Below are 19,284 nucleotides of genomic sequence, written 5' to 3'. Positions count from 1 at the left end.
CGTATCAATCTAACCATTTAACAATCTAACAATCCAGCCGATGGAAGCAGACTGTATTAAAATATTCGCTCCCGCCACAGTGGCCAATGTGGCTTGTGGCTTTGACGTAATAGGCCTCGCCATTGACGCCCCCGGCGATGAGATCATCCTGCGCCGCAGCAGTGAACCAGGCATCCGCATCCTGGCCAATCATGGGGCAGACCTGCCACTGGAAGCTTCGCAGAATGTGTGTGGCGTAGTGGCCCAGCACTTTCTCAAAAAGCTGGAACAGCCGGATGCCGGCGTGGAAATGGAGATATTCAAGAACATTGCCCCCGGCAGCGGCATTGGCTCCAGTGCCGCCAGCAGCGCAGCGGCAGCCGTGGGTATGAATGAGCTCTTTGGCAGGCCTTATGACAACAAGCAACTCATCCGTTTTGCCATGGAAGGGGAACGCCTGGCCAGTGGCGCCGCGCATGCAGACAACGTGGCACCGGCCATCATGGGCGGCTTCACCCTGGTGCGCAGCTACCAGCCGCTGGACATTACCGCCCTGCACACCCCAAAGGAATTGTGGGTCACGGTGATCCATCCACAGATAGAAGTAAAGACCTCCGATGCCCGCGCCATCCTGAAACAGAAGGTGCTCATGACAGACGCCATCAAGCAGTGGGGCAATGTGGCCGCACTGGTGGCGGGCCTTTACCAGGAAGACTACGGCCTCATTTCCCGCTCCCTGGAAGATGTGATCGTGGAGCCGGTGCGCTCCATCCTCATCCCCGCGTTCCAGGAGCTGAAGCGCAAATGCAAGGAAGCCGGCGCCCTGGGTGGCGGCATTTCCGGTAGCGGTCCTTCCGTGTTCATGCTGAGCCGCGGGGAGGCTACCGCCCGGCAGGTACAGGCCGTGATGAACGAAGTGTATGCGCCGCTGGGCGTGGATTACAGGATCTATGTATCGCCCATCAGCACCCAGGGCACAAGAGTGGTGCCCTTTTAAAAACAAGAACAGACATGCAGTATTATAGCTTAAATGACCATTCCCGGAAAGTATCTTTTGCAGACGCCGTAGTACAGGGCCTGGCGCCGGACCGCGGCCTGTATTTCCCCGCATCCCTGCCCACGCCGGGCAAGGAATTCATGGAAAACCTGGGCCAGTACAGCGATCATGAAATTGCCTACCGCATCATTGCCCCCTTCGTGGGCGATGAGATCCCTGAAAACGTGCTGCGCAAGATCGTGGCAGATACCCTGAGCTTTCCTTTCCCGGTGCATGCCGTGGAAAAAAACGTATATGCGCTGGAGTTATTCCATGGCCCTACCCTCGCGTTTAAGGACGTGGGCGCCCGCTTCATGGCCGGCTGCCTGGGTTATGTGCTGCGCAATGACAAGCGCCCGGTAACCGTACTGGTGGCCACTTCCGGCGATACCGGCGGCGCCGTGGCCGCAGGCTTTTACAATGTACCCGGCATTAATGTAGTGATCCTCTACCCTTCCGGTAAGGTGAGCACCCTGCAGGAAAAACAACTCACCACCCTGGGTGGCAACATCAGGGCCCTGGAAGTGCAGGGTACCTTTGATGATTGCCAGCGCATGGTGAAGAGCGCCTTCCTGGATACGGAACTGCAACAACATGTGCTGCTTACTTCTGCCAATTCCATCAACGTGGCCCGCTGGCTGCCCCAGATGTTCTACTACTTCCTGGCCGTAAAACAACTGAAGGCGCAGGGCAAGGAAAAGCTGGCCTTCTCCGTGCCCAGTGGCAACTTTGGCAATATCTGCGCCGGCATCCTGGCATCGGTACTGGGCCTGCCCATTGACCATTTCATCGCCTCCACCAATGTGAATGACACCGTACCCCGCTACCTGCACAGCGGCGAGTACAAACCCGCCGCCGCCATTGCCACCCTGAGCAATGCCATGGACGTGGCAGCGCCCAGCAACTTTGTGCGCGTGCTGGAACTGTTCCAGCAAAGTTTCCCGGCCCTCACGTCCAAACTAACCGGTTACAGCTTTGACGATGCCGCCACCGTAGCCGCCATGGAAGCCGTGTACAAAGCAGATGGCTATATGATGGACCCGCATGGCGCCGTAGGTTACCTGGGCCTGAAAAAATACCTGGCAGACCACGCAGACTTTACCGGCGTATTCCTGGAAACCGCCCACCCGGTCAAGTTTGCCGATACAGCCCCCCCCTCGTTACAACCCTGCATTGTAACACCGGAGCGCGTACGGGAACTGTTTTCCAAAGCCAAACAAAGCACCCTGCTGCCCGCAGACGACGCCGCGCTGAAAAGCTGGCTGCTGGCACAATAACAGGTTTTTGTATGCTACATTATCACAAAAGCTGCACCTGTAAAACCGGTGCAGCTTTTATGTTATGCCGCCCTGGCCACCGGTGTGAAAATTTTCTCCATCCAGTACTTAATTTTTCGCGAACGCCCATGGCGTGGGTATTCACCGCTGCCATCCCCTTTCCTAAAATCAACCTTTCTCACTAGCTTTACGGCCTATGAAATACATCCCCCGCGTATTACCGTTGCTGCTCTTACTGGCCGCCTGCCAGACCAGGCAAAAGCCAGCTGAAACAACTGCCACACCCGCCGCACCCGGCACCATTGATTCTGCGCTGTATGCGCCGGATGTGGCACCGCTTACGGATTCTATTAAAATGTTTCCCACTGCTTCTTCTTTATATTACCGCCGCGGACTGGCCCTGTTCAACACCCAGCCTGCCCTGGCCCTGGCCGACCTGGAAAAGGCCACCAGCCTCAATCCGCGCATAGCAGATTTTCCTGCTGCCGCCGGCGAGGCTGCGATCAATAATTCATTATACCCAAAGGCCATCGGCTACTTCCGCCAGGCCCTGCATATCTCCCCAAATGATTATTACTTAAAATACCGCCTGGCACTGGCGCTCATTGAAAACAAACAATACACCAGCGCAGATAGCGCTATCACGGAACTGGCCAGGGATGAGCATTCCAGGGATAAAGCCGGCTACCTGCGGGCACGCGTGGCAGAAGAACAAAAAGACACGGCCATGGCCATTCAATACCTCACGGAGGCCATCCTGGCGGCTGGCAAGAACCCACAGTTTGATGCCGTGATGGAACTGGGCGACCTGCTCTCCGCCCAGCACAATCCCAAAGCAATCAGCTATTACAAACAGGCCGCCCAGCTGGATCCTACCAGCGGTGACCCCATGATGGCCGCCGGTGATTTTTACCAGGCACAAAAAAATTACGCCGCTGCTGTTGAAGCCTACAAACAATGCATACTAACGGATGCGGAATATACCAATGCCTACTTTGCCCTGGGCGATATAGCCCGCCTGCAGGGCCAGTGGAAACAAGGCGTTACCTATTACAGCATGGCCGCCAGGACGCATCCTACCAGCGCGGATGCCTACTTCCTGCGGGGCGCCTGTGAAGAAAAACTGGGTAACAGTGCGGCCGCCAAAGAAGACTACCGGAAAGCGCTGTCTTTCAAAAAGTCTTTCCCTGAGGCACAGGCCGCGCTGGACCGTTTACATGGATAAATCAGGAACAGGCCACCTTTTTTAACCGCGAGATCGTTAACTTGCTGTATAACTGTTTCTAAAAACCAAGCTTACTATTCTGACCATGAGCACTCCTTATATAGCGCCCTCCTTACTGGCAGCGGATTTCCTGCACATTGCGCAGGCGGTGGACATCATCAATAACAGTGAGGCCGACTGGCTGCACCTGGACGTGATGGACGGCCGTTTTGTGCCGAACATCAGCTTTGGCATGCCCATTATTGCGGCGGTGAAAAAGATGATCAAAAAAACCTGCGATGTGCACCTCATGATCGTGGAGCCGGAAAAGTATGCCGCCGATTTTAAAAAAGCCGGAGCAGACATCCTTACCGTGCATTATGAAACCTGTCCCCACCTGCACCGCAATATCCAGCAGATCAAAGACCTGGGCATGAAAGCCGGCGTGGCCATCAATCCCCACACCACCATTGGCCAGCTGGAGAATATCATTACAGACGTAGACCTGATACTGGTGATGAGCGTGAATCCCGGCTTTGGCGGGCAATCCTTCATCCCGCAAACCTACCAGAAGCTGCGCCAGCTCCGTAAGCTGATCAACGAAACAGGTGCCAAGGCCCTCATTGAAGTAGATGGCGGCATCAGCGCCCACAATGCCGCGGATATCATCCACGCGGGCGCGGATGTGCTGGTGGCGGGTAGCAGCGTGTTTGGCGCGCCGGACCCCGTGAAGGCGATTGCGGAATTGAAAGCGGCCGCCATGGCCGGGAAATAGCATAAAAAACCAAAAGTCCAATACACCACCGTGCATTGGACTTTTTAAGTACAAAATATCTTCGTTTAGAACTTGCGCCTATTGCGCCTCTTCCAGCAATTTCATCATCACGCTTTGCGCCAGCGGCTTGGTGAGGTAGCCGTTCACAAAATGATATTGGCTTACGCGCTCCTTGTCCTTCTCATCAATGGAAGAGGTAAGTACGTAAATGCGCACGCTGTGCGGGATCTTCTGGTAAAGGTTTGCGTATTCGTTGAGAAAATCCCAGCCATCCATTACCGGCATGTTCAGGTCCAGGAGAATAATGTCCGGCATGGCAGACGCCTCCGTGAGATGGGCCTTGAGATAGGTGAGCACTTCCTCCGCATCACAGAACTTCATGATCTTTTTAGCAACGCCCAGGCGTTCCAGCATGATCTGTGAGATCTGCTGGTGAATAGGATCATCGTCTACAATAAATATCATGTTAAAGGCCTTCATGCTCATAATAGGGATCATTCGGCCTTAAATGTAATGATAAATTTGGTTCCTTCACCTAACTTACTCTCCGCGCGGATGCTGCCGCCCATGGCTTCTACCTGGCTCTTGGTAATGAACAGCCCGATGCCCTTGGCGTCTTTGTTCTTATGAAAGGTCTTCCGGAAGCCAAATAACTTGCTGCCAAACCGGTCCATGTCTATCCCAATACCATTGTCTTCCGCCGTGAGCACTACGTACTCCTCTTCCCGGGTAGCCTTCAAATGCAGCTTGGGCGGGCGTTCCGGCGAGCGGTAGCGGATGGCATTGGTGATCATGTTCTGGATAATGCTGTCCAGGTACACTTTCGGGTATTCAATGCCGGGGGCTTCTTCAAAGTCCGTGGTGAGCTGCATGCCGCTGGTCTCAATGTCCATATACAGGATCTCTTTCAGGTGCTGTACGCGGTCGGCAAAATTGAGCCATTCCCGCTCCACGTTCACGTCCTTGCGGATCTGCACTACTTCCACCAGGTCGTTGAGGGTTTCGTCTATTTTCTTGATCACCTCGTGCAGCATGCCCAGGTACAGGTCGCGCTCCGCCTGCGCGGAGGCTTCGTTGTGCATCTGCATCAACGCCTTCAGGTTGGCAATGGGCGCACGCAGGTTGTGCGAGGTGATGTGGGCAAATTCTTCCAGCTGCCGGTTCTGCTTCACCAGGTTCTTATTGAGCCCGTTCAGCTGCTCATTGGCGCGCCGCAGTTCTTTAGACATTTTCTTGCTGTCTGTAATATCGCGGAAGAACACGGACACGCCGCCTTCGCGCATGGGCGCTATGAGGAAGTCGTACCAGCGGTCGACGCGCTGGAAGTAACCGTTGAACGACTGGGAGACGCGGCGGTTGATGGCCTCGTTCAGCCTTGCATGGAAGGTGGTGTTCACCATCCAGGGGAACAGTTCAAAGATGTTGCTTTCGGTGCGTACGTTGCGGCGGATGATCTGCTGGGCCTTGCGGTTCAGGTATGTGACACGGCCGTCATCTTCTATTGCGGCATAGCCCATGTCGATGGCGTCAAAGAAGAGGCGCATCATTTCCTGGTTGCGGGTCAGCTGTCCGCGCATCTGGTATTGTTCCGTGATGTCCTGCACCACGCCGTATATGCGTACCAGTTTGTTGTTCTCATACACGGGGCGGCCTATGGCGCGTACCCGCTTGGTATTGCCGCGGGAGGTGCGGAGCGTAAGCTGCACGTCGTTCGGCTTTTTACCACGGATAATATCCCGCAGCATGCTGAGCAGCAATGCCTGCGATTCCTCATCATAAAAAGCCTGCAGGCGGGCAAAAGTAATGGGCGGGTAGAGCGGGATCTCGTGGATCTTATAGGTTTCATCGCTCCAGCGCAGGTATTTCTTGCGCACGTCCAGTTCCCAGCCGCCTATTTTCCCGATCTCGCCGGTTTGCAGCAACAATTCCTGTGATTTGGTGTTCTCGCTTTCCTGGCGTTTCTTTTCGGTCACGTCGTTCATCAGCGCCACCACGATCAGGTCCTTATCCACCGGGTCTTCCACGGGGAACACTGTCATGTCTATGTACACCTCGCGGCGCACATTGGTCCATTTCTGTTCGCGGGAAAAATCCAGTTTTTTCTCCGTACGGATCATGCGGTTCTTCTGCAGCACTTCCATGAAGAGATTGTCCAGCTGGAAGAGGCGGGAGAAGGGGTCGCTGAGGATGTTATAATGTTCCGCGGGATTGTCCACGGAGGGTGAATTAAAGAAGGAGCGCTGGCTTTGATTGACCCGCTGGATGAAGCCAAAATTATCGAACTGGATATAGCCCATGGGCAGGTTCTCAATGATATTGTCCAACAGGCGCTGGTTCTTCTCCACGGCTATCTTGGCCAGTTTTTTATCTGTGATCTCGTCCAGGATGAGGAAGAGGAAAGAGACTTCCTGCTGCTCATTGAGGATTGGAAACACGGTGGCTTCATAATAAGCCGGTGATACGCGGGTGATGCTGCCTTGTTGCTCTTCCTTGTATTTGAGCAGCAGTTCTTTTTTCACTGCTTCCTTGCGTTGCAATACTTCCAGGAACAGGTCGCACAGGCCATTGCGCTGGTAGTAGGGATCACTCAGCAGGTTGTACCCTGGCTGGGTCATGATGGGGTGGTCTTTTCCCCAGATGCCGCGCTGTACGGTGTTCATATCAATGCTGAGGCCCTGCGGGCTGAATTCCTGCAGGCCAATGGGCAGTTTTTCCAATACTTCGCGGAAGAAGCTTTCGTTTTCCCGGATCTGTATTTCCTGTTGCTTGCGCTGGGTCACGTCAAAGCCCAGGGCCACATAGCCGGTCACGGCGCGACGTTCGTCCGTCACAGGGGTGATGGACACGTCTATCCAGATCTCTTTGCGGTCCTGTAAAGTATATCTCAGTTCTGAGCGCCAGGTTTGGCCGGCCCGGAGTTGCTGGTCTGCCAACGGCCATTCTTCGCGGGCGGAAAGACCCGTCATTTCTGCAAAGTTACGGCCACGCAGCAGGGGTTCCGGCTGTTGCAGCATTACGCACGCGTGGGGGTAGGCAGAGAGGATCTGCCAGTTAATATCGAGCATGAGCACCAGCGCACAGCTATTGATAGCTTGCTGGATGCTTTGTAATTGAATATCTGACCGGCGCAGGTCACGTGCGTAATTCAGTTCATTACTGATATTACGGCAGACAAAAAAGGCGGCCTGTACTTCCCCACTATCGCTTACCAACGGCTTGAAGCTGATCTCAAAATGTGCAGGGGCTGCCAGGTTCGGCAGGCGCGCACTCTTTACATATTGAAATGACTCTCCAAGTAGTGCGCGTTGCCAGTCGGGGGTTTCGTAGCCGAACAGTGGGATCCTGTTTCCCAATGCCCGGAGGCTGTCGCCCTTTTGTAATGCAATGCCCTGATATTTTAGGATCTCCGCTCCGAATGCCGCATTCATTTCCAGCAGGCAGCAATTTTTATCATATACCGCCACCGGGTCCCGGATCACGTCCAGGACTTGCTTCATCATCGCAATGTTCATAGGCATATGTAAGAGATCATAAAAATAATTAATATATTACTTACTTCCAACGACTTGTAGAAAATTGTCCCGTCTGCCATTCCGAATAGCTAAATCTCGATATCTTTGGGCCGGTTCGGGATACCGGAGCCGGTAGGTTGCCGTAAACACACACCAGTTAGGACGCTGGGAAAAGCGGCAAAGGCAGCAGCATAGCTTAGGTCCGCTACAACCAATTCATTAATAGCGGATTGTACTCAAAAGTCATGGAATTAATATCAACAATCATAAAAATCTGAGGATGAAAGTACTAATTATTATGGGTTCTGAGAGCGGCAACTAAAACGCGCCTGTCTTCTTTTCCACATTTGTGCGTAAATAGTTAACTGGAAACTATTTTTTAACATGATTTGCAAGCTTTTTGCATGTAAATTACGGTAACACCTGGCAGGAAGCTTTAACCGCCCTGTGTTACGCCTTAGCTTGCGCAAGCCTGGTGATGACACCAGGCGGCAGGACCTCAGCCAACCAGGCGCTGAATGATGCCTGCTGAAAGCCGGTACACCCCGTTCCTGGTATTATTGTTACAGCGTAGCCAGGTACGGCGCCACCCAAGCTCAGAGGCGTCTCCACCTTATTCATTATTTAAACTCTCTTACCGTTGACGGAATCTATCATTAACCTGGACAGTATTAATCCCATTGAGTTTTTTGGTGTCAACAACGGAAAACTGGATTTACTGAAGAAAAAGTTTCCCTTACTTAAAATCCTCTCCCGCGGTACGCAGCTCAAATTATCCGGATCGGCAGAAGAAGTGAACGCCGCCAGTGAAAAGATCAACCAGATCGTGCAGTACCTGGAACGCAACGGCAATCTCAGTGAGAACTACTTTGAACAGATCCTGAACGATGAGGAAAGCATAGACAGCTTCCGCGACCGCAATCCTAACGAAGTATTGGTGTTTGGCCCGAATGGCCGCAACGTGAAGGCCCGTACCGCCGGCCAGAAAAAAATGGTGCAGCTGGTAGACAAGAACGATATCGTGTTTGCCATCGGCCCTGCCGGTACCGGTAAAACCTACACAGCGGTGGCCCTCGCCGTACGCGCCCTCAAGAACAAGGCCGTGCGCAAGATCATCCTCACCCGCCCCGCGGTGGAAGCCGGCGAAAGCCTGGGTTTCCTGCCCGGCGACCTGAAAGAGAAGATCGACCCGTACCTGCGCCCCCTCTATGATGCACTGGACGACATGATCCCGGCAGATAAGCTGACCTACTTCATGACCAACCGTGTGATCGAGATTGCGCCACTGGCCTACATGCGCGGCCGTACGCTGGACAATGCCTTCATCATCCTGGACGAGGCCCAGAATGCCACGGACCTGCAGCTGAAGATGTTCCTCACCCGTATAGGCGCCAATGCCAAAGCTATTATCACCGGCGACATGACGCAGATAGACCTGCCCAAGAACCAGCGTTCCGGCCTGGAAAAAGCCAGCCGCATCCTGAACGGGGTAGACGGCATCGGCAACCTGAAACTGGATGAAGAAGACGTGGTAAGACACCGCCTAGTGAAATCCATCATCCGCGCCTACGACAAGGCCCAGGAAGAGGAAGAAGAACAAGGCAGGCCTTATGTAAACGTACCCCGCGCTAAAAAAGTGGCGGAGTAGTAATACCACTACAAACGGGTGAATGCCGCTCCGGGCCTGTTTTAGCACGGAGGGTGCTCACCCGTCTGTTTTCCCGGGAAATACATTAGCGCAAATAATAATACCTTTTATTTCGCGTTATTACTGCCACAACATTACGGACAACGGGCAAAAGCAGGCGTTAGTAGCCAAATTTAACGGCCTTGCAGCATTCTTTTGCTTTTTCAATCTTTCTGAATAATTTTGTAAGTGATTTAATCACGCTGTCGCATGACTTACCGGCCTTATCTGAGTTTTATCTTCGTATCAGTATTTCTTTTGTTGACCAGTTGTATCAAACATGCGACCCCGCAGGATGTAGCGCTGAACTTCATGCACGCTATCCAGCAGTCTAATTTTGAACTGGCCAAAAAGTACGCCACCAAGGAATCCCAGCAAGTCATCAGCCTTTACGCCATCTTTGATGACCGCCGCAACCCCGCCGAGCGTGAAAAGATCCGCCAGGCTGAGATCAGCATCGTGAACCACGAAGAGAAAGGCGACCAGGCCACGGTAACCGTGCTCAATTCCTCCTCCAAAAAGGAAGAGCTCCTGAACCTGGTGAAGGAAAGCGGCCAGTGGAAGATCTCCCTCACCCTGGAAAGCATCATCCCCTCCTCTACCGGTGCCGGCCCCAATGACAGCGTACCTGCGGCTGCCCCCTACCCGGCCGACAGCGCCAGTGGAGCGGCTCCCGGCAAAGGCATCTAAAAATTTCACTATTTTTCCCTTTCTGCTGATATTTTTTTAGCTATTCTGCTGGAGTTGCTTAATTTTGCGACTCTTTGCAAGCTGCTGCTGTATTTTTGCCAACCCGCAGTGGTTCCGAAAGGAGTTACACACACATTTAACTAAACGATAGTAACTAGATGACGACGACAAATCCATGGCATAGCGTGTCACCGGGCGAAAACGCCCCGAAGATCGTGAACGCTATCATCGAAATTCCGAAAGGCTCCCGCGCTAAATATGAACTGGACAAAGAAAGCGGCCTCCTGAAACTGGACCGCGTACTTTACTCCTCCGTATACTACCCTGCAAATTATGGCTTCATCCCCCAGTCTTACTGCGATGACCATGACCCGCTGGACATCCTGGTGATCTCCCAGGTAGACTGCGTTCCGATGTGCATCATCGAAGCCAAGGTGATCGGCGTAATGCAGATGGTAGATGGTGGCGAGGCAGATGACAAGGTGATCGCCGTGGCAGCAAATGACATGAGCGTAAACCATATCAACGACATCAGCGAACTGCCCCAGCACTTCCTGGAAGAAATGCGCCACTTCTTTGAAGAATACAAAAAGCTGGAGCGCAAAACCGTAAAGGTAGAAGAGTTCCAGAACCGCGAAAAAGCACAGCAGATCGTGCTGGACGCGTTTAAGATGTACCAGGAGAATTTCTAGGAATTGTACAGCGTACAACGTACAACGTACTACGTACAACGTACAGCGTACAATGTACTACATAACGAAGGCCGGAAGTGTTATCAGAACGCTTCCGGCCTTTATCTTTAAGCCTACTTTAATGCCCCTGCAGTAAGGATGTGATGGTTAATTTGTACCTTGGCCTCCATAGATTGTTCTTTGACCCCGCCGCCTGTATTCCGCTTCCCGGTACGCTGTACGTTGTACGCTGTACGTTGTACGCTGTACGTTGTACGCTGTACGTTGTACGCTGTACGTTGTACGCTGTACGTTGTACGCTGTACGATTTTCAAAACAACCGCTTAATGATCCTCAGCTGGTGCGTCCTTACACCGGTTTCTGCGTTGATGATGCCCTGGGTGTCTATGGCGTCTATACGCACTTTGCCGGAGGCATGGAGGATCTCGTGGTCATTGAGGAGGATGCCTACGTGGGTAATGCGGCCCTCGGCGTTATCGAAGAAGGCGAGATCGCCCGGGCGGGCCTCCTGGAGAAAGTCCAGTACCTGGCCCTGGGTGGCCTGCTGGTAGGCATCGCGGAGGAGGGGAATGCCCAGCACGCGGTATACGCTTTGCGTGAAGCCGGAACAATCCACACCAAATACGGTGCGGCCTCCCCAGAGATAAGCGGTATTCAGGTAAGCATGGGCGAATGCCAGCAGTTGCTGGCGGAAAGGCTCACTGCCGGGGTGATGTTTGGGAAGCAGGGTCAGGGCTGCATTAAAACGGATGCTGGTGAGGCCCCAGGTCACAGCTTCCTCCGTTTTTAGCACACACCCAAAAGGCAGGTGCATGGGCAGATCATTCACGGTAACCGTATTGCTCCAGCCGGCTGTAAAGTGGGTGGGGGCGGCTTCGTAGTAATCCAGGGGAACGGGCTCTATGTGGGATGCTGTGATGAAGCCCTCGTAACCATCGTACTGGTGGCGGATCTTCACCCATCCATTGTCTGCTTCGTGCAGCACTTCCAGGCAATCGCCAAACAGTGACTGGGAGATCATTTCGCTGGTATGCGCGGCCAGCTTGCGCAGGGGCGATACCGGCACAATGGTAACGGCGTATGGCATATTAATTGTTTGAATTTTTTTTTATATAATCGGGCTATAAAAAGCGTAAATTATAAAGAATATTCCGCTATGCAGCAGCAGCTTCACAATTTATCCGACAAGGAACTCATTGTACGCAACAAGAAGGGAAAGGACCAGGAGGCGGAAGCCGTGCTCCTGGAGCGTTATGGCCACCTGATGGTGGCTACCTGCCTGCCCTGGCTCAATGCAGAACGCAATGCCGGGGTCGTGTTTCCTGCGCTGCTGGAAAAACTGCGGGCTGGTCTTAAAACGGATTCTATCTACAAGATGAATGAATGGCTGCACCAGGCCATCCGTAATATGCAAAGCAAGCAGGATAAACCCCTGCCCTACCCGTCGCGCGAAAAGCGGGCCCTGCTTGGTATAGAACAGCAGGTGGAAAGTGCGCTCACCAATACCATCTCCACCGAACGCATGGCCACCCAGCTGGAAAAAGCCATGGCCACACTTTCTAAAGAAGAACAACAGGCCCTCACCGGCTTTTATATAGACAACCGCTCTTTCAGCGATATGGCAAAAGCGAGGAATATTACGACCGAAAAAGTGCGCCTGGCCCTCAAATCGGCCAAGCGTAAATTAGCTGTACAAATGATGGAACAATCTTATGGCCAATAACGGATCTGCCAACCCAAAGTTGCTCAAAATATTCACCCCGGTGCGTTGCCTCAACCGCGACCAGCTGCCCCGTTATATCGAGGGTAAGCTCACCGACCTGGAAAAGCACCTGGTGGAACAACACCTGGTGGACTGCGATCTATGCAACGAGGCCATGCGCATCCTGGAAAACGAGACGCACCGCAGCCGCTATGCCACGCTGGTAGGCCAGTTGCAGCAATATATCCACGTCAATATCCGCCCTGAATCACAGGTAAAGAAAAAAGAAACCGCCATCCGCAAGGAGCGCAACCGCGAAAGCCTGCTGGCCATTTTCTGGCTGGTAGCCACCGTAGTGCTCATTGCCGGCGGCGTGTATGTATACAACGGCTTCCAGCGCCAGCAACGCAATGCCGGCCTGCAGCCCATTGCACAAAGCAGCGCCGCCATTCCCGCCAATACTGCTGCCGACCTGGAACACCCGGCCGCCCGCCATCCGGACACCCTGAAAAGCACCCCGGCCCCCGCCCCCCAGGCCCCGCTCACCGCAGCGCCACCTCCTGCCACCACCGCGCCGGTCCACAAGCCCGATAGCGCCGCTAAAACGCCGGCCGCAACACCAGCAACCGCCAGCGCTGCCAGTGTTGCCGCGCGTAAGGACAGCGCCAAAGCAACCCCTAAAAAGCCCGTAGACACGGCCTCCAAAACGCCCGCAGTAGCAAAGGCGCCGGACAGCGCCAAGAAAACGCTCCCTTCCAAACCGGATGATAAGACGGACGACAAAACACCGCCCAAAAAGGACGTAGCCAAAACGGAAGCACCCAAACCGGAAGCATCCAAAAAGAACGATGACACACCCGGCGGCACTTCCCTGGACGAATTCATGTACAAAGCCGCCCGCGTATCCCAGCAGGATGGCGATCTGAATGAGGCCATTGTGCGCTACAGGAACATCATCAATTCCGGCGCACCCAAATACGTGGAGCTGTCTAAATACCAGATGGCCCAGTGCTACAAAGCCCAGGGCCACCATGCCAAGGCCAAGCGCCTCTTCAAGGAAGTGGTAAAAATGAACGGCAGCATGAAAGCACAGGCCCAGGCTGCCATTGATAGTGATAAGTCTGATGCGGAATAGGACCTAAGACTTAAGACCTAAGACCCAGGACAAAAAGATTTATGGAATCCCTATCCCCCTTGCATCCTATCCACACTATCTTTAGCCCGTGAATCAACGACTGCACAACGATATGAGCGACCAGGAACTGCTCCAGCGCTATAAGACCGATGGCGACAGCTATTGGGTGGGCATCCTGTTTGACCGCTATGCACTGCAACTGCTGGGTGTGTGCATGAAATACCTGAAGAATGAAGAGGATGCCCGCGATGCAGTGCAACAGATCTTCCTGAAAGTATTATCTGATATTCACAAGCACGAGGTGCAATATTTCCATGCCTGGATCTACCAGGTGACCAAGAACTACTGCCTTATGCAGCTGCGCCACCCGGAGCGGCGGCACCCGGCAGCGATCACGGAACAACATGCAGAGCAACTGGACAGTGGTGCCGAGCAGGCACTCAACCCCGTGGAAAAGGAGGCCGCGCTGGAACACATGGAAGCCGCCCTGCAGCAGCTCAATGAACCACAACGTGTGTGTGTAACGAAGTTCTACCTGGGAAAGCAATCTTACCAGGAAATTGCAGACACCACGCCCTACACATTGCTACAAGTGAAAAGTCATATCCAGAACGGGAAGCGCAACCTGCGCCTGTTCATGGAAAAACAGGGCGCTTTTAAGTCCCGTTAGTTTATTTTTGTAAGGCATATGAAAGCATCTTTCGACGATATTTTTGTGACGACCACCTGCCCTTCCCAGGAGCAGCTGCTGGACTATGTGCAGGGCAAGCTAAGCCCGGAGGAGCGCCATGCCATTGAGTTGCACATCACTGACTGTGAAATGTGCAGCGAAGCCCTGGAAGGCCTCATGGCCATTCAGCAAAAGGAAAAGATCCCCGGCTGGCTGCGCCAGATGAAGTGGGAAACCCTCTCCAAACTCCGTCGCAAGTCACGCACCCGCAGACCGGTGGACTTTAAGATCTCTTTGGTGGTGATCGTGTGCGCCGTTATTTTCCTGGTACTGGCGTTGTTCTGGACGTATTATTTCTATGTGAGGAAATAAGGGCCCAACGAAAGCAAATTACACTCTAATAAAAAAAGTCCAATGCACCTGCGTGTATTGGACTTTTCAGTTATATGTTCTTGCCAAAAGCTGGTATGGGCCCCCTGTCAATGAAGCATTTCACGGCTTTTTTTAAAATTACCCCGGAGGGTCATCAATAAAGTTTCTTATCCCCCTTCTCTTTCCAATCCCGGAACACCTGCAATGCTTCCTCGCTGGGCATGGAGATCAAAGGGATCTTGCGCTGGGGCAGGGGTACGTTGATCTCTTCGTAAATAAAGGAATCGTCGAAATCAATGGCGGCGGCATCGGCCTTGGTATTGGCAAAATATACGCGCTGGGGGCGGGCCCAGTAAATGGCGCCCAGGCACATAGGGCAAGGCTCACAGGAAGTGTAGATCTCGCAGTCGTGCAGCTGGAAGGTGCCCAGGTTCTTACAGGCATCCCGGATGGCCATTACTTCCGCGTGCGCGGTGGGATCGTTGGTGCGCAGCACCTGGTTCCAGCCACGGCCCACAACTTTATCCCCCTGCACTACGATGGCGCCAAACGGGCCGCCTTCGCCTTTTTCCATCCCCTCCGCGGAAAGGCGGATGGCCATTTCCATAAATCGTTGTTCTCTGTCTCCCATTTTTATAAGCTTGAACTTGTCTTTGGCAATTTAAAGAAAAAACCCGGCGAGGAATCGCCGGGCGTCATGTAACTGTATATCGTCGTATTTATAGAAAGTTGAAAAGTGCTTATTAATTAACGCTTGCGCTTATAGTATTATTGGCTGCGGCATTCCGGATCACCACTACCCCATCAAACACATCGACCAGTACCGGTTTGCTCTTGTCCACATCTCCTGCCAGGATCTTCTTACTCAGCAGGTTGATGATCTCTTTCTGGATCAGTCTCTTCAGCGGGCGGGCACCAAATTGCGGGTCAAAACCCTGTTCGGCCAGGTAATCGATCGTATAGTCTGAAAACTCCAATACTATGCCATTTTTAGCCACCAGCTCACGCAGATTTTGTAATTGTATGTTAATAATTCCCTTCACTTCTGAGCGCATCAGGGGCTGGAACATAATCACTTCATCTACACGGTTTAAGAACTCCGGACGGATGGTCATCTTCAACAAATTCATGACCTCTTCCTTCGTCTTTTCCACCACGTCTTCCACGTCGCTGTCTGTTACTTTTTCAAACCTTTCCTGGATGATATGGCTGCCCATATTGCTGGTCATGATGATAATGGTATTCTTGAAATTTACCACGCGGCCTTTGTTATCTGTGAGGCGGCCGTCGTCCAGCACCTGCAGCAGGATGTTGAACACATCCGGGTGGGCTTTTTCAATTTCGTCCAGCAGCACCACGGAGTATGGTTTGCGGCGCACAGCCTCTGTAAGCTGGCCGCCTTCATCGTACCCTACATAACCCGGAGGTGCGCCCACCAGGCGGCTTACGCTGTGTTTTTCCTGGTATTCACTCATGTCTATGCGGGTAAGCATGGCATCATCATCAAAAAGGAAAGATGCCAATGCCTTCGCCAGCTCTGTTTTACCCACACCGGTGGTACCCAGGAAAATGAAGGAACCAATAGGCCTGCGGGGATCCTGCAGCCCGGCACGGCTGCGGCGGATAGCGTCTGCCACCGCGGTGATGGCTTCTTCCTGGCCTACTACGCGTTTGTGCAGTTCATCTTCCAGGGTAAGCAGCTTGTCCTTTTCACTCTGCAGCATGCGCGCTACCGGTATGCCGGTGGCTTTGGACACATTTTCTGCAATGTCTTCCGCATCTACTTCTTCCTTGAGCAGTCGCTTGTGGGAGCTGCTCATCGCGTTCAGTTCTGCGGTATATTTTGCCACGAGGGCTTCCTGTTCTTTTACTTTACCGTAACGGATCTCGGCCACCCGGCCATATTCCCCGTTCCGTTCTGCCTGATCGGCTTCCAGCTTCAGGTTTTCAATCGCAGCTTTGGCACTCTGCACTTTGTCTACCACTTCTTTTTCCTGCTGCCATTTTGCTTTGAATGTATTGCGGTCTTCGCTCAGGCGGGCTATTTCCGCGTTGAGGTCTGACAGTTTCTGGTCGTCGTTTTCCCGTTTGATGGCTTCACGCTCAATTTCCAGCTGACGGATGCGGCGTTCCAGTTCATCCAGTTCTTCCGGCATGGAATTCATTTCCAGGCGCAGTTTTGCCGCGCTTTCGTCGATAAGGTCAATGGCCTTATCGGGCAGGAAACGGTCTGTAATGTAGCGGTGCGACATTTCCACGGCGGCAATGATCGCTTCGTCTTTGATCAGCACATGGTGATGGCTTTCATAGCGTTCTTTAAGGCCACGGAGAATGGAGATAGCGTCTTCCACGGAAGGCTCGTCCACCATTACTTTCTGGAAGCGGCGTTCCAGGGCTTTATCTTTCTCAAAATATTTCTGGTATTCATTCAGCGTGGTGGCACCAATGGCGCGGAGCTCCCCGCGGGCCAGGGCCGGCTTCAGGATGTTTGCCGCATCCATGGCGCCTTCCATGGCACCAGCGCCTACCAGCGTATGGATCTCATCTATAAAGAGGATGATGTTCCCATCGCTTTCAGACACTTCTTTGATCACTGCCTTGAGGCGTTCTTCAAACTCCCCGCGGTACTTGGCGCCGGCCATCATGGCCCCCATGTCCAGGGCGAAGATGATGCGCGACTTCAGGTTGTCCGGCACGTCGCCGCTGATCACGCGGTGGGCCAGGCCCTCTGCGATAGCAGTTTTACCTACACCGGGCTCGCCCACCAGGATGGGATTGTTCTTGGAGCGGCGGCTGAGGATGTGCAGGGTGCGGCGGATCTCTTCGTCGCGGCCGATCACCGGGTCCAGCTTACCGGCGCGGGCCAGTTCGTTGAGGTTCTTGGCATATTTCTGCAGGCTGTTATATTGTTGATCGCTGGTCTGCGAATTGACTGTTTGTCCTTTGCGCAGCTCGCGAATGGCGGCCTTCAGTCCTTTTTCGGTGAGGCCTGCATCCTTAAGGGCTTTGGCGGTATCGTCACTACCGGCGAGGATGCCCAGCAGCAGGTGCTCCACGCTCACAAATTCATCTTTGAATTCGGCAATGGAAGCGCCGGCGCGCAGCAGTGCATTATTCGCCTCGCGGCTCAGCATCTGGCCCGGCTCCCCGCTGGTCACTTTGGGGTATTTGCGCAGGGTTTCATCCAGCTTGGACTGCAGCAATACTGTATTCACATCATTTTTCTTCAGCAGGTAGTCGATGCTGTTATCATCATCATCGAGCAATGCTTTCAGCAAATGACCTGTTTCCAGGGATTGGTGTTGCATATTAAATGCAATCTGCTGCGCCCTTTGCAGGGTTTCCTGTGATTTAATGGTGAAGTTATTCAGGTTCATACGTTTTGTTTCCTTTTATGAAAAAAGCACTGGGATTTACGGGGTAAAATTCCCCGCATTGCTTTCCCTGTACGTAACAAATTATACACCAGTAAAGTGAAGCGGTTATTCTGTCATTCCCGCGCGTAAAAAACTGATCTTTTGCCAGTTATCTTTAACAAACCCTGCCATTATGTAAGCCAAGGCGGCCCCGGCTAACCAGGCTGGGCATGCTTTTGGCACCTAGTATCCTGTACTTGTTTCTCCAGATCCAACCTTAACCACTTAAAAATTACAACTATGTCACTTGACCTTGTAGACAGCACCCGCAATCTTTTCACGGCGGACGTTATCAGCCGGGCAGCTACCCAACTGGGAGAGGCCGATACGAATGTACAAAAAGCAATTCACGGGCTGATACCCTCCGCACTGACCGGCATCTTATACCAGGCCGGCAGCGACGCCGGGGCCAGCAACATACTTGCCTACAGCCGCGACGCGGCGAATACTGCCCCGCCCGTTAGTTTTGGCAGCACCGTGTTTGCTCCCGGGGCTGCTTTTGCACCGGGCGCCACGGACTGGGGCCATAACCTCTTTGGCGATAAAACCGCCGGCCTGGCCGCCCTGGTAGCCGCTTATGCGGCCGTCCGCGAGTCTTCCGCCCTCTCCCTCCTGAACGCGGTGATACCCGCCGCCTACAGCGTAATCGGCCAATACGCGGGCGCCAACAACCTGGGCCCCGGCGGCGTGGTAGCCCTCCTGCACGACCAGCGCGACCGTATTATCAGCGCCGTGCCTTCCGGCATCCCGGTAGCCGGCATCCTGGGCCTGCCAGCGCTGGCAGATGTGGGGGAACGCATTCACCGCGCACACGCCGCTTATGCCAGGCCTTCGGCCAACCATCACTACCGGGAGCACCGCAAACGCAGCTTTCCCGTGGCACTGGTATTTGTGATCCTGATCATCATCATTGGCGCCGCCTGGTTCTTCTTAAGCGGCAACCACGATACGAAAAACAGGCTCACCACCAGCGATACCACAGTGTCCACTATTCCCACTGCAGATACTGTGGTGACCACCACCACCACTACCACTTCGCAACAGGTGGATACTATCAAACATTAACCAACCCTATATTAAAAAGACAAATTCCAACCCACATTTGTTTGCAGGTTGGAATTTGTCTTTTGGGAAATT

General features: G+C 53.3%; 17 protein-coding genes. 12 read left to right on the top strand and 5 right to left on the bottom strand.

Features of this window, described 5'->3' with window-relative positions:
* Positions 1 to 40 precede the first annotated feature (40 nt).
* The 4 genes from DCC81_RS17245 (at position 41) to rpe (ending at position 4,271) form a co-directional block, all read left to right on the top strand.
* The gene (locus DCC81_RS17245) at positions 41 to 976 is read left to right on the top strand and encodes a homoserine kinase (protein WP_108687828.1); all 936 of its coding nucleotides are present in this window, start codon (positions 41 to 43) and stop codon (positions 974 to 976) included.
* Positions 977 to 990: 14 nt separating this feature from the next.
* Complete coding sequence (thrC, locus tag DCC81_RS17240) at positions 991 to 2,292, top strand: threonine synthase (protein ID WP_108687827.1); 1,302 nt, start codon at positions 991 to 993, stop codon at positions 2,290 to 2,292.
* Positions 2,293 to 2,488: 196 nt separating this feature from the next.
* Positions 2,489 to 3,517 (top strand): tetratricopeptide repeat protein, encoded by a 1,029-nt coding sequence (locus DCC81_RS17235; protein ID WP_108687826.1) that lies wholly within the window; start codon positions 2,489 to 2,491, stop codon positions 3,515 to 3,517.
* An 85-nt stretch (positions 3,518 to 3,602) separates the two neighbouring features.
* Complete coding sequence (gene rpe / locus DCC81_RS17230) at positions 3,603 to 4,271, top strand: ribulose-phosphate 3-epimerase (protein ID WP_108687825.1); 669 nt, start codon at positions 3,603 to 3,605, stop codon at positions 4,269 to 4,271.
* 78 nt (positions 4,272 to 4,349) lie between these two features.
* On the opposite strand, the gene DCC81_RS17225 is transcribed toward rpe, so the two are convergent.
* Together DCC81_RS17225 and DCC81_RS17220 are read right to left on the bottom strand one after the other, a co-directional pair.
* Positions 4,350 to 4,769 (bottom strand): response regulator, encoded by a 420-nt coding sequence (locus tag DCC81_RS17225; protein ID WP_108687824.1) that lies wholly within the window; start codon positions 4,767 to 4,769, stop codon positions 4,350 to 4,352.
* Complete coding sequence (locus DCC81_RS17220; RefSeq protein WP_165806624.1) at positions 4,766 to 7,783, bottom strand: PAS domain-containing sensor histidine kinase; 3,018 nt, start codon at positions 7,781 to 7,783, stop codon at positions 4,766 to 4,768. The genes DCC81_RS17225 and DCC81_RS17220 overlap by 4 nt, the downstream gene beginning before the upstream one ends.
* 640 nt (positions 7,784 to 8,423) lie before the next feature.
* On the opposite strand from DCC81_RS17220, the gene DCC81_RS17215 reads away from it, so the two are divergent.
* The 3 genes from DCC81_RS17215 (at position 8,424) to DCC81_RS17205 (ending at position 10,852) form a co-directional block, all read left to right on the top strand.
* Positions 8,424 to 9,431, top strand: coding sequence for a PhoH family protein (locus tag DCC81_RS17215; RefSeq protein WP_108687822.1), 1,008 nt, complete (start codon positions 8,424 to 8,426; stop codon positions 9,429 to 9,431).
* Positions 9,432 to 9,680: 249 nt separating this feature from the next.
* Complete coding sequence (locus tag DCC81_RS17210; protein ID WP_108687821.1) at positions 9,681 to 10,160, top strand: DUF4878 domain-containing protein; 480 nt, start codon at positions 9,681 to 9,683, stop codon at positions 10,158 to 10,160.
* Positions 10,161 to 10,318: 158 nt separating this feature from the next.
* On the top strand, positions 10,319 to 10,852 hold the full coding sequence (locus DCC81_RS17205; RefSeq protein ID WP_108687820.1) for an inorganic diphosphatase: 534 nt from the start codon (positions 10,319 to 10,321) through the stop codon (positions 10,850 to 10,852).
* Between the two features lie 310 nt (positions 10,853 to 11,162).
* Here DCC81_RS17205 and DCC81_RS17200 read toward each other — a convergent pair whose 3' ends face one another.
* Positions 11,163 to 11,939: a C40 family peptidase gene (locus tag DCC81_RS17200; protein ID WP_108687819.1), complete on the bottom strand. Its 777-nt coding sequence runs from the start codon at positions 11,937 to 11,939 to the stop codon at positions 11,163 to 11,165.
* 69 nt (positions 11,940 to 12,008) lie between these two features.
* On the opposite strand from DCC81_RS17200, the gene DCC81_RS17195 reads away from it, so the two are divergent.
* From DCC81_RS17195 to DCC81_RS17180, 4 genes are all read left to right on the top strand, one after another.
* Positions 12,009 to 12,575 (top strand): sigma-70 family RNA polymerase sigma factor, encoded by a 567-nt coding sequence (locus DCC81_RS17195; protein WP_133177696.1) that lies wholly within the window; start codon positions 12,009 to 12,011, stop codon positions 12,573 to 12,575.
* The gene (locus tag DCC81_RS17190) at positions 12,565 to 13,689 is read left to right on the top strand and encodes a tetratricopeptide repeat protein (protein ID WP_108687817.1); all 1,125 of its coding nucleotides are present in this window, start codon (positions 12,565 to 12,567) and stop codon (positions 13,687 to 13,689) included. Before DCC81_RS17195 ends, DCC81_RS17190 begins: the two co-directional genes overlap by 11 nt.
* A gap of 88 nt (positions 13,690 to 13,777) precedes the next feature.
* Positions 13,778 to 14,359: an RNA polymerase sigma factor gene (locus DCC81_RS17185; protein ID WP_240613010.1), complete on the top strand. Its 582-nt coding sequence runs from the start codon at positions 13,778 to 13,780 to the stop codon at positions 14,357 to 14,359.
* Positions 14,360 to 14,377: 18 nt separating this feature from the next.
* Complete coding sequence (locus tag DCC81_RS17180; protein ID WP_108687815.1) at positions 14,378 to 14,731, top strand: anti-sigma factor family protein; 354 nt, start codon at positions 14,378 to 14,380, stop codon at positions 14,729 to 14,731.
* A gap of 154 nt (positions 14,732 to 14,885) precedes the next feature.
* Here DCC81_RS17180 and DCC81_RS17175 read toward each other — a convergent pair whose 3' ends face one another.
* Both DCC81_RS17175 and clpB read right to left on the bottom strand, forming a co-directional pair.
* On the bottom strand, positions 14,886 to 15,362 hold the full coding sequence (locus tag DCC81_RS17175; RefSeq protein WP_108687814.1) for a nucleoside deaminase: 477 nt from the start codon (positions 15,360 to 15,362) through the stop codon (positions 14,886 to 14,888).
* Between the two features lie 112 nt (positions 15,363 to 15,474).
* Positions 15,475 to 18,108 (bottom strand): ATP-dependent chaperone ClpB, encoded by a 2,634-nt coding sequence (clpB, locus tag DCC81_RS17170; protein ID WP_108687813.1) that lies wholly within the window; start codon positions 18,106 to 18,108, stop codon positions 15,475 to 15,477.
* Positions 18,109 to 18,387: 279 nt separating this feature from the next.
* Here clpB and DCC81_RS17165 point away from each other — a divergent pair, with 279 nt between their 5' ends.
* Entirely contained in the window at positions 18,388 to 19,212 is an 825-nt protein-coding gene (locus DCC81_RS17165; RefSeq protein WP_108687812.1) for a DUF937 domain-containing protein, read from the top strand.
* The last annotated feature ends 72 nt before the right edge of the window (positions 19,213 to 19,284 follow it).

This window comes from Chitinophaga parva (genome assembly GCF_003071345.1).
GTDB classification, from domain to species: Bacteria; Bacteroidota; Bacteroidia; order Chitinophagales; family Chitinophagaceae; genus Chitinophaga; species Chitinophaga parva.
The sequence above is the reverse complement of the archived record's forward strand: the minus strand, read 5'-3'. Positions and strand labels throughout refer to the sequence as shown.

What these genes read in the sequence shown, in the direction of transcription:
- DCC81_RS17245 (WP_108687828.1), top strand. Translation starts at nt 41, where the DNA reads ATGGAAGCAGACTGTATTAAAATATTCGCTCCCGCCACAGTGGCCAAT.
- thrC (WP_108687827.1), top strand. Translation starts at nt 991, where the DNA reads ATGCAGTATTATAGCTTAAATGACCATTCCCGGAAAGTATCTTTTGCA.
- DCC81_RS17235 (WP_108687826.1), top strand. Translation starts at nt 2,489, where the DNA reads ATGAAATACATCCCCCGCGTATTACCGTTGCTGCTCTTACTGGCCGCC.
- rpe (WP_108687825.1), top strand. Translation starts at nt 3,603, where the DNA reads ATGAGCACTCCTTATATAGCGCCCTCCTTACTGGCAGCGGATTTCCTG.
- DCC81_RS17225 (WP_108687824.1), bottom strand. Translation starts at nt 4,769, where the DNA reads ATGATCCCTATTATGAGCATGAAGGCCTTTAACATGATATTTATTGTA.
- DCC81_RS17220 (WP_165806624.1), bottom strand. Translation starts at nt 7,783, where the DNA reads ATGAACATTGCGATGATGAAGCAAGTCCTGGACGTGATCCGGGACCCG.
- DCC81_RS17210 (WP_108687821.1), top strand. Translation starts at nt 9,681, where the DNA reads ATGACTTACCGGCCTTATCTGAGTTTTATCTTCGTATCAGTATTTCTT.
- DCC81_RS17205 (WP_108687820.1), top strand. Translation starts at nt 10,319, where the DNA reads ATGACGACGACAAATCCATGGCATAGCGTGTCACCGGGCGAAAACGCC.
- DCC81_RS17200 (WP_108687819.1), bottom strand. Translation starts at nt 11,939, where the DNA reads ATGCCATACGCCGTTACCATTGTGCCGGTATCGCCCCTGCGCAAGCTG.
- DCC81_RS17195 (WP_133177696.1), top strand. Translation starts at nt 12,009, where the DNA reads ATGCAGCAGCAGCTTCACAATTTATCCGACAAGGAACTCATTGTACGC.
- DCC81_RS17190 (WP_108687817.1), top strand. Translation starts at nt 12,565, where the DNA reads ATGGCCAATAACGGATCTGCCAACCCAAAGTTGCTCAAAATATTCACC.
- DCC81_RS17180 (WP_108687815.1), top strand. Translation starts at nt 14,378, where the DNA reads ATGAAAGCATCTTTCGACGATATTTTTGTGACGACCACCTGCCCTTCC.
- DCC81_RS17175 (WP_108687814.1), bottom strand. Translation starts at nt 15,362, where the DNA reads ATGGGAGACAGAGAACAACGATTTATGGAAATGGCCATCCGCCTTTCC.
- clpB (WP_108687813.1), bottom strand. Translation starts at nt 18,108, where the DNA reads ATGAACCTGAATAACTTCACCATTAAATCACAGGAAACCCTGCAAAGG.
- DCC81_RS17165 (WP_108687812.1), top strand. Translation starts at nt 18,388, where the DNA reads ATGTCACTTGACCTTGTAGACAGCACCCGCAATCTTTTCACGGCGGAC.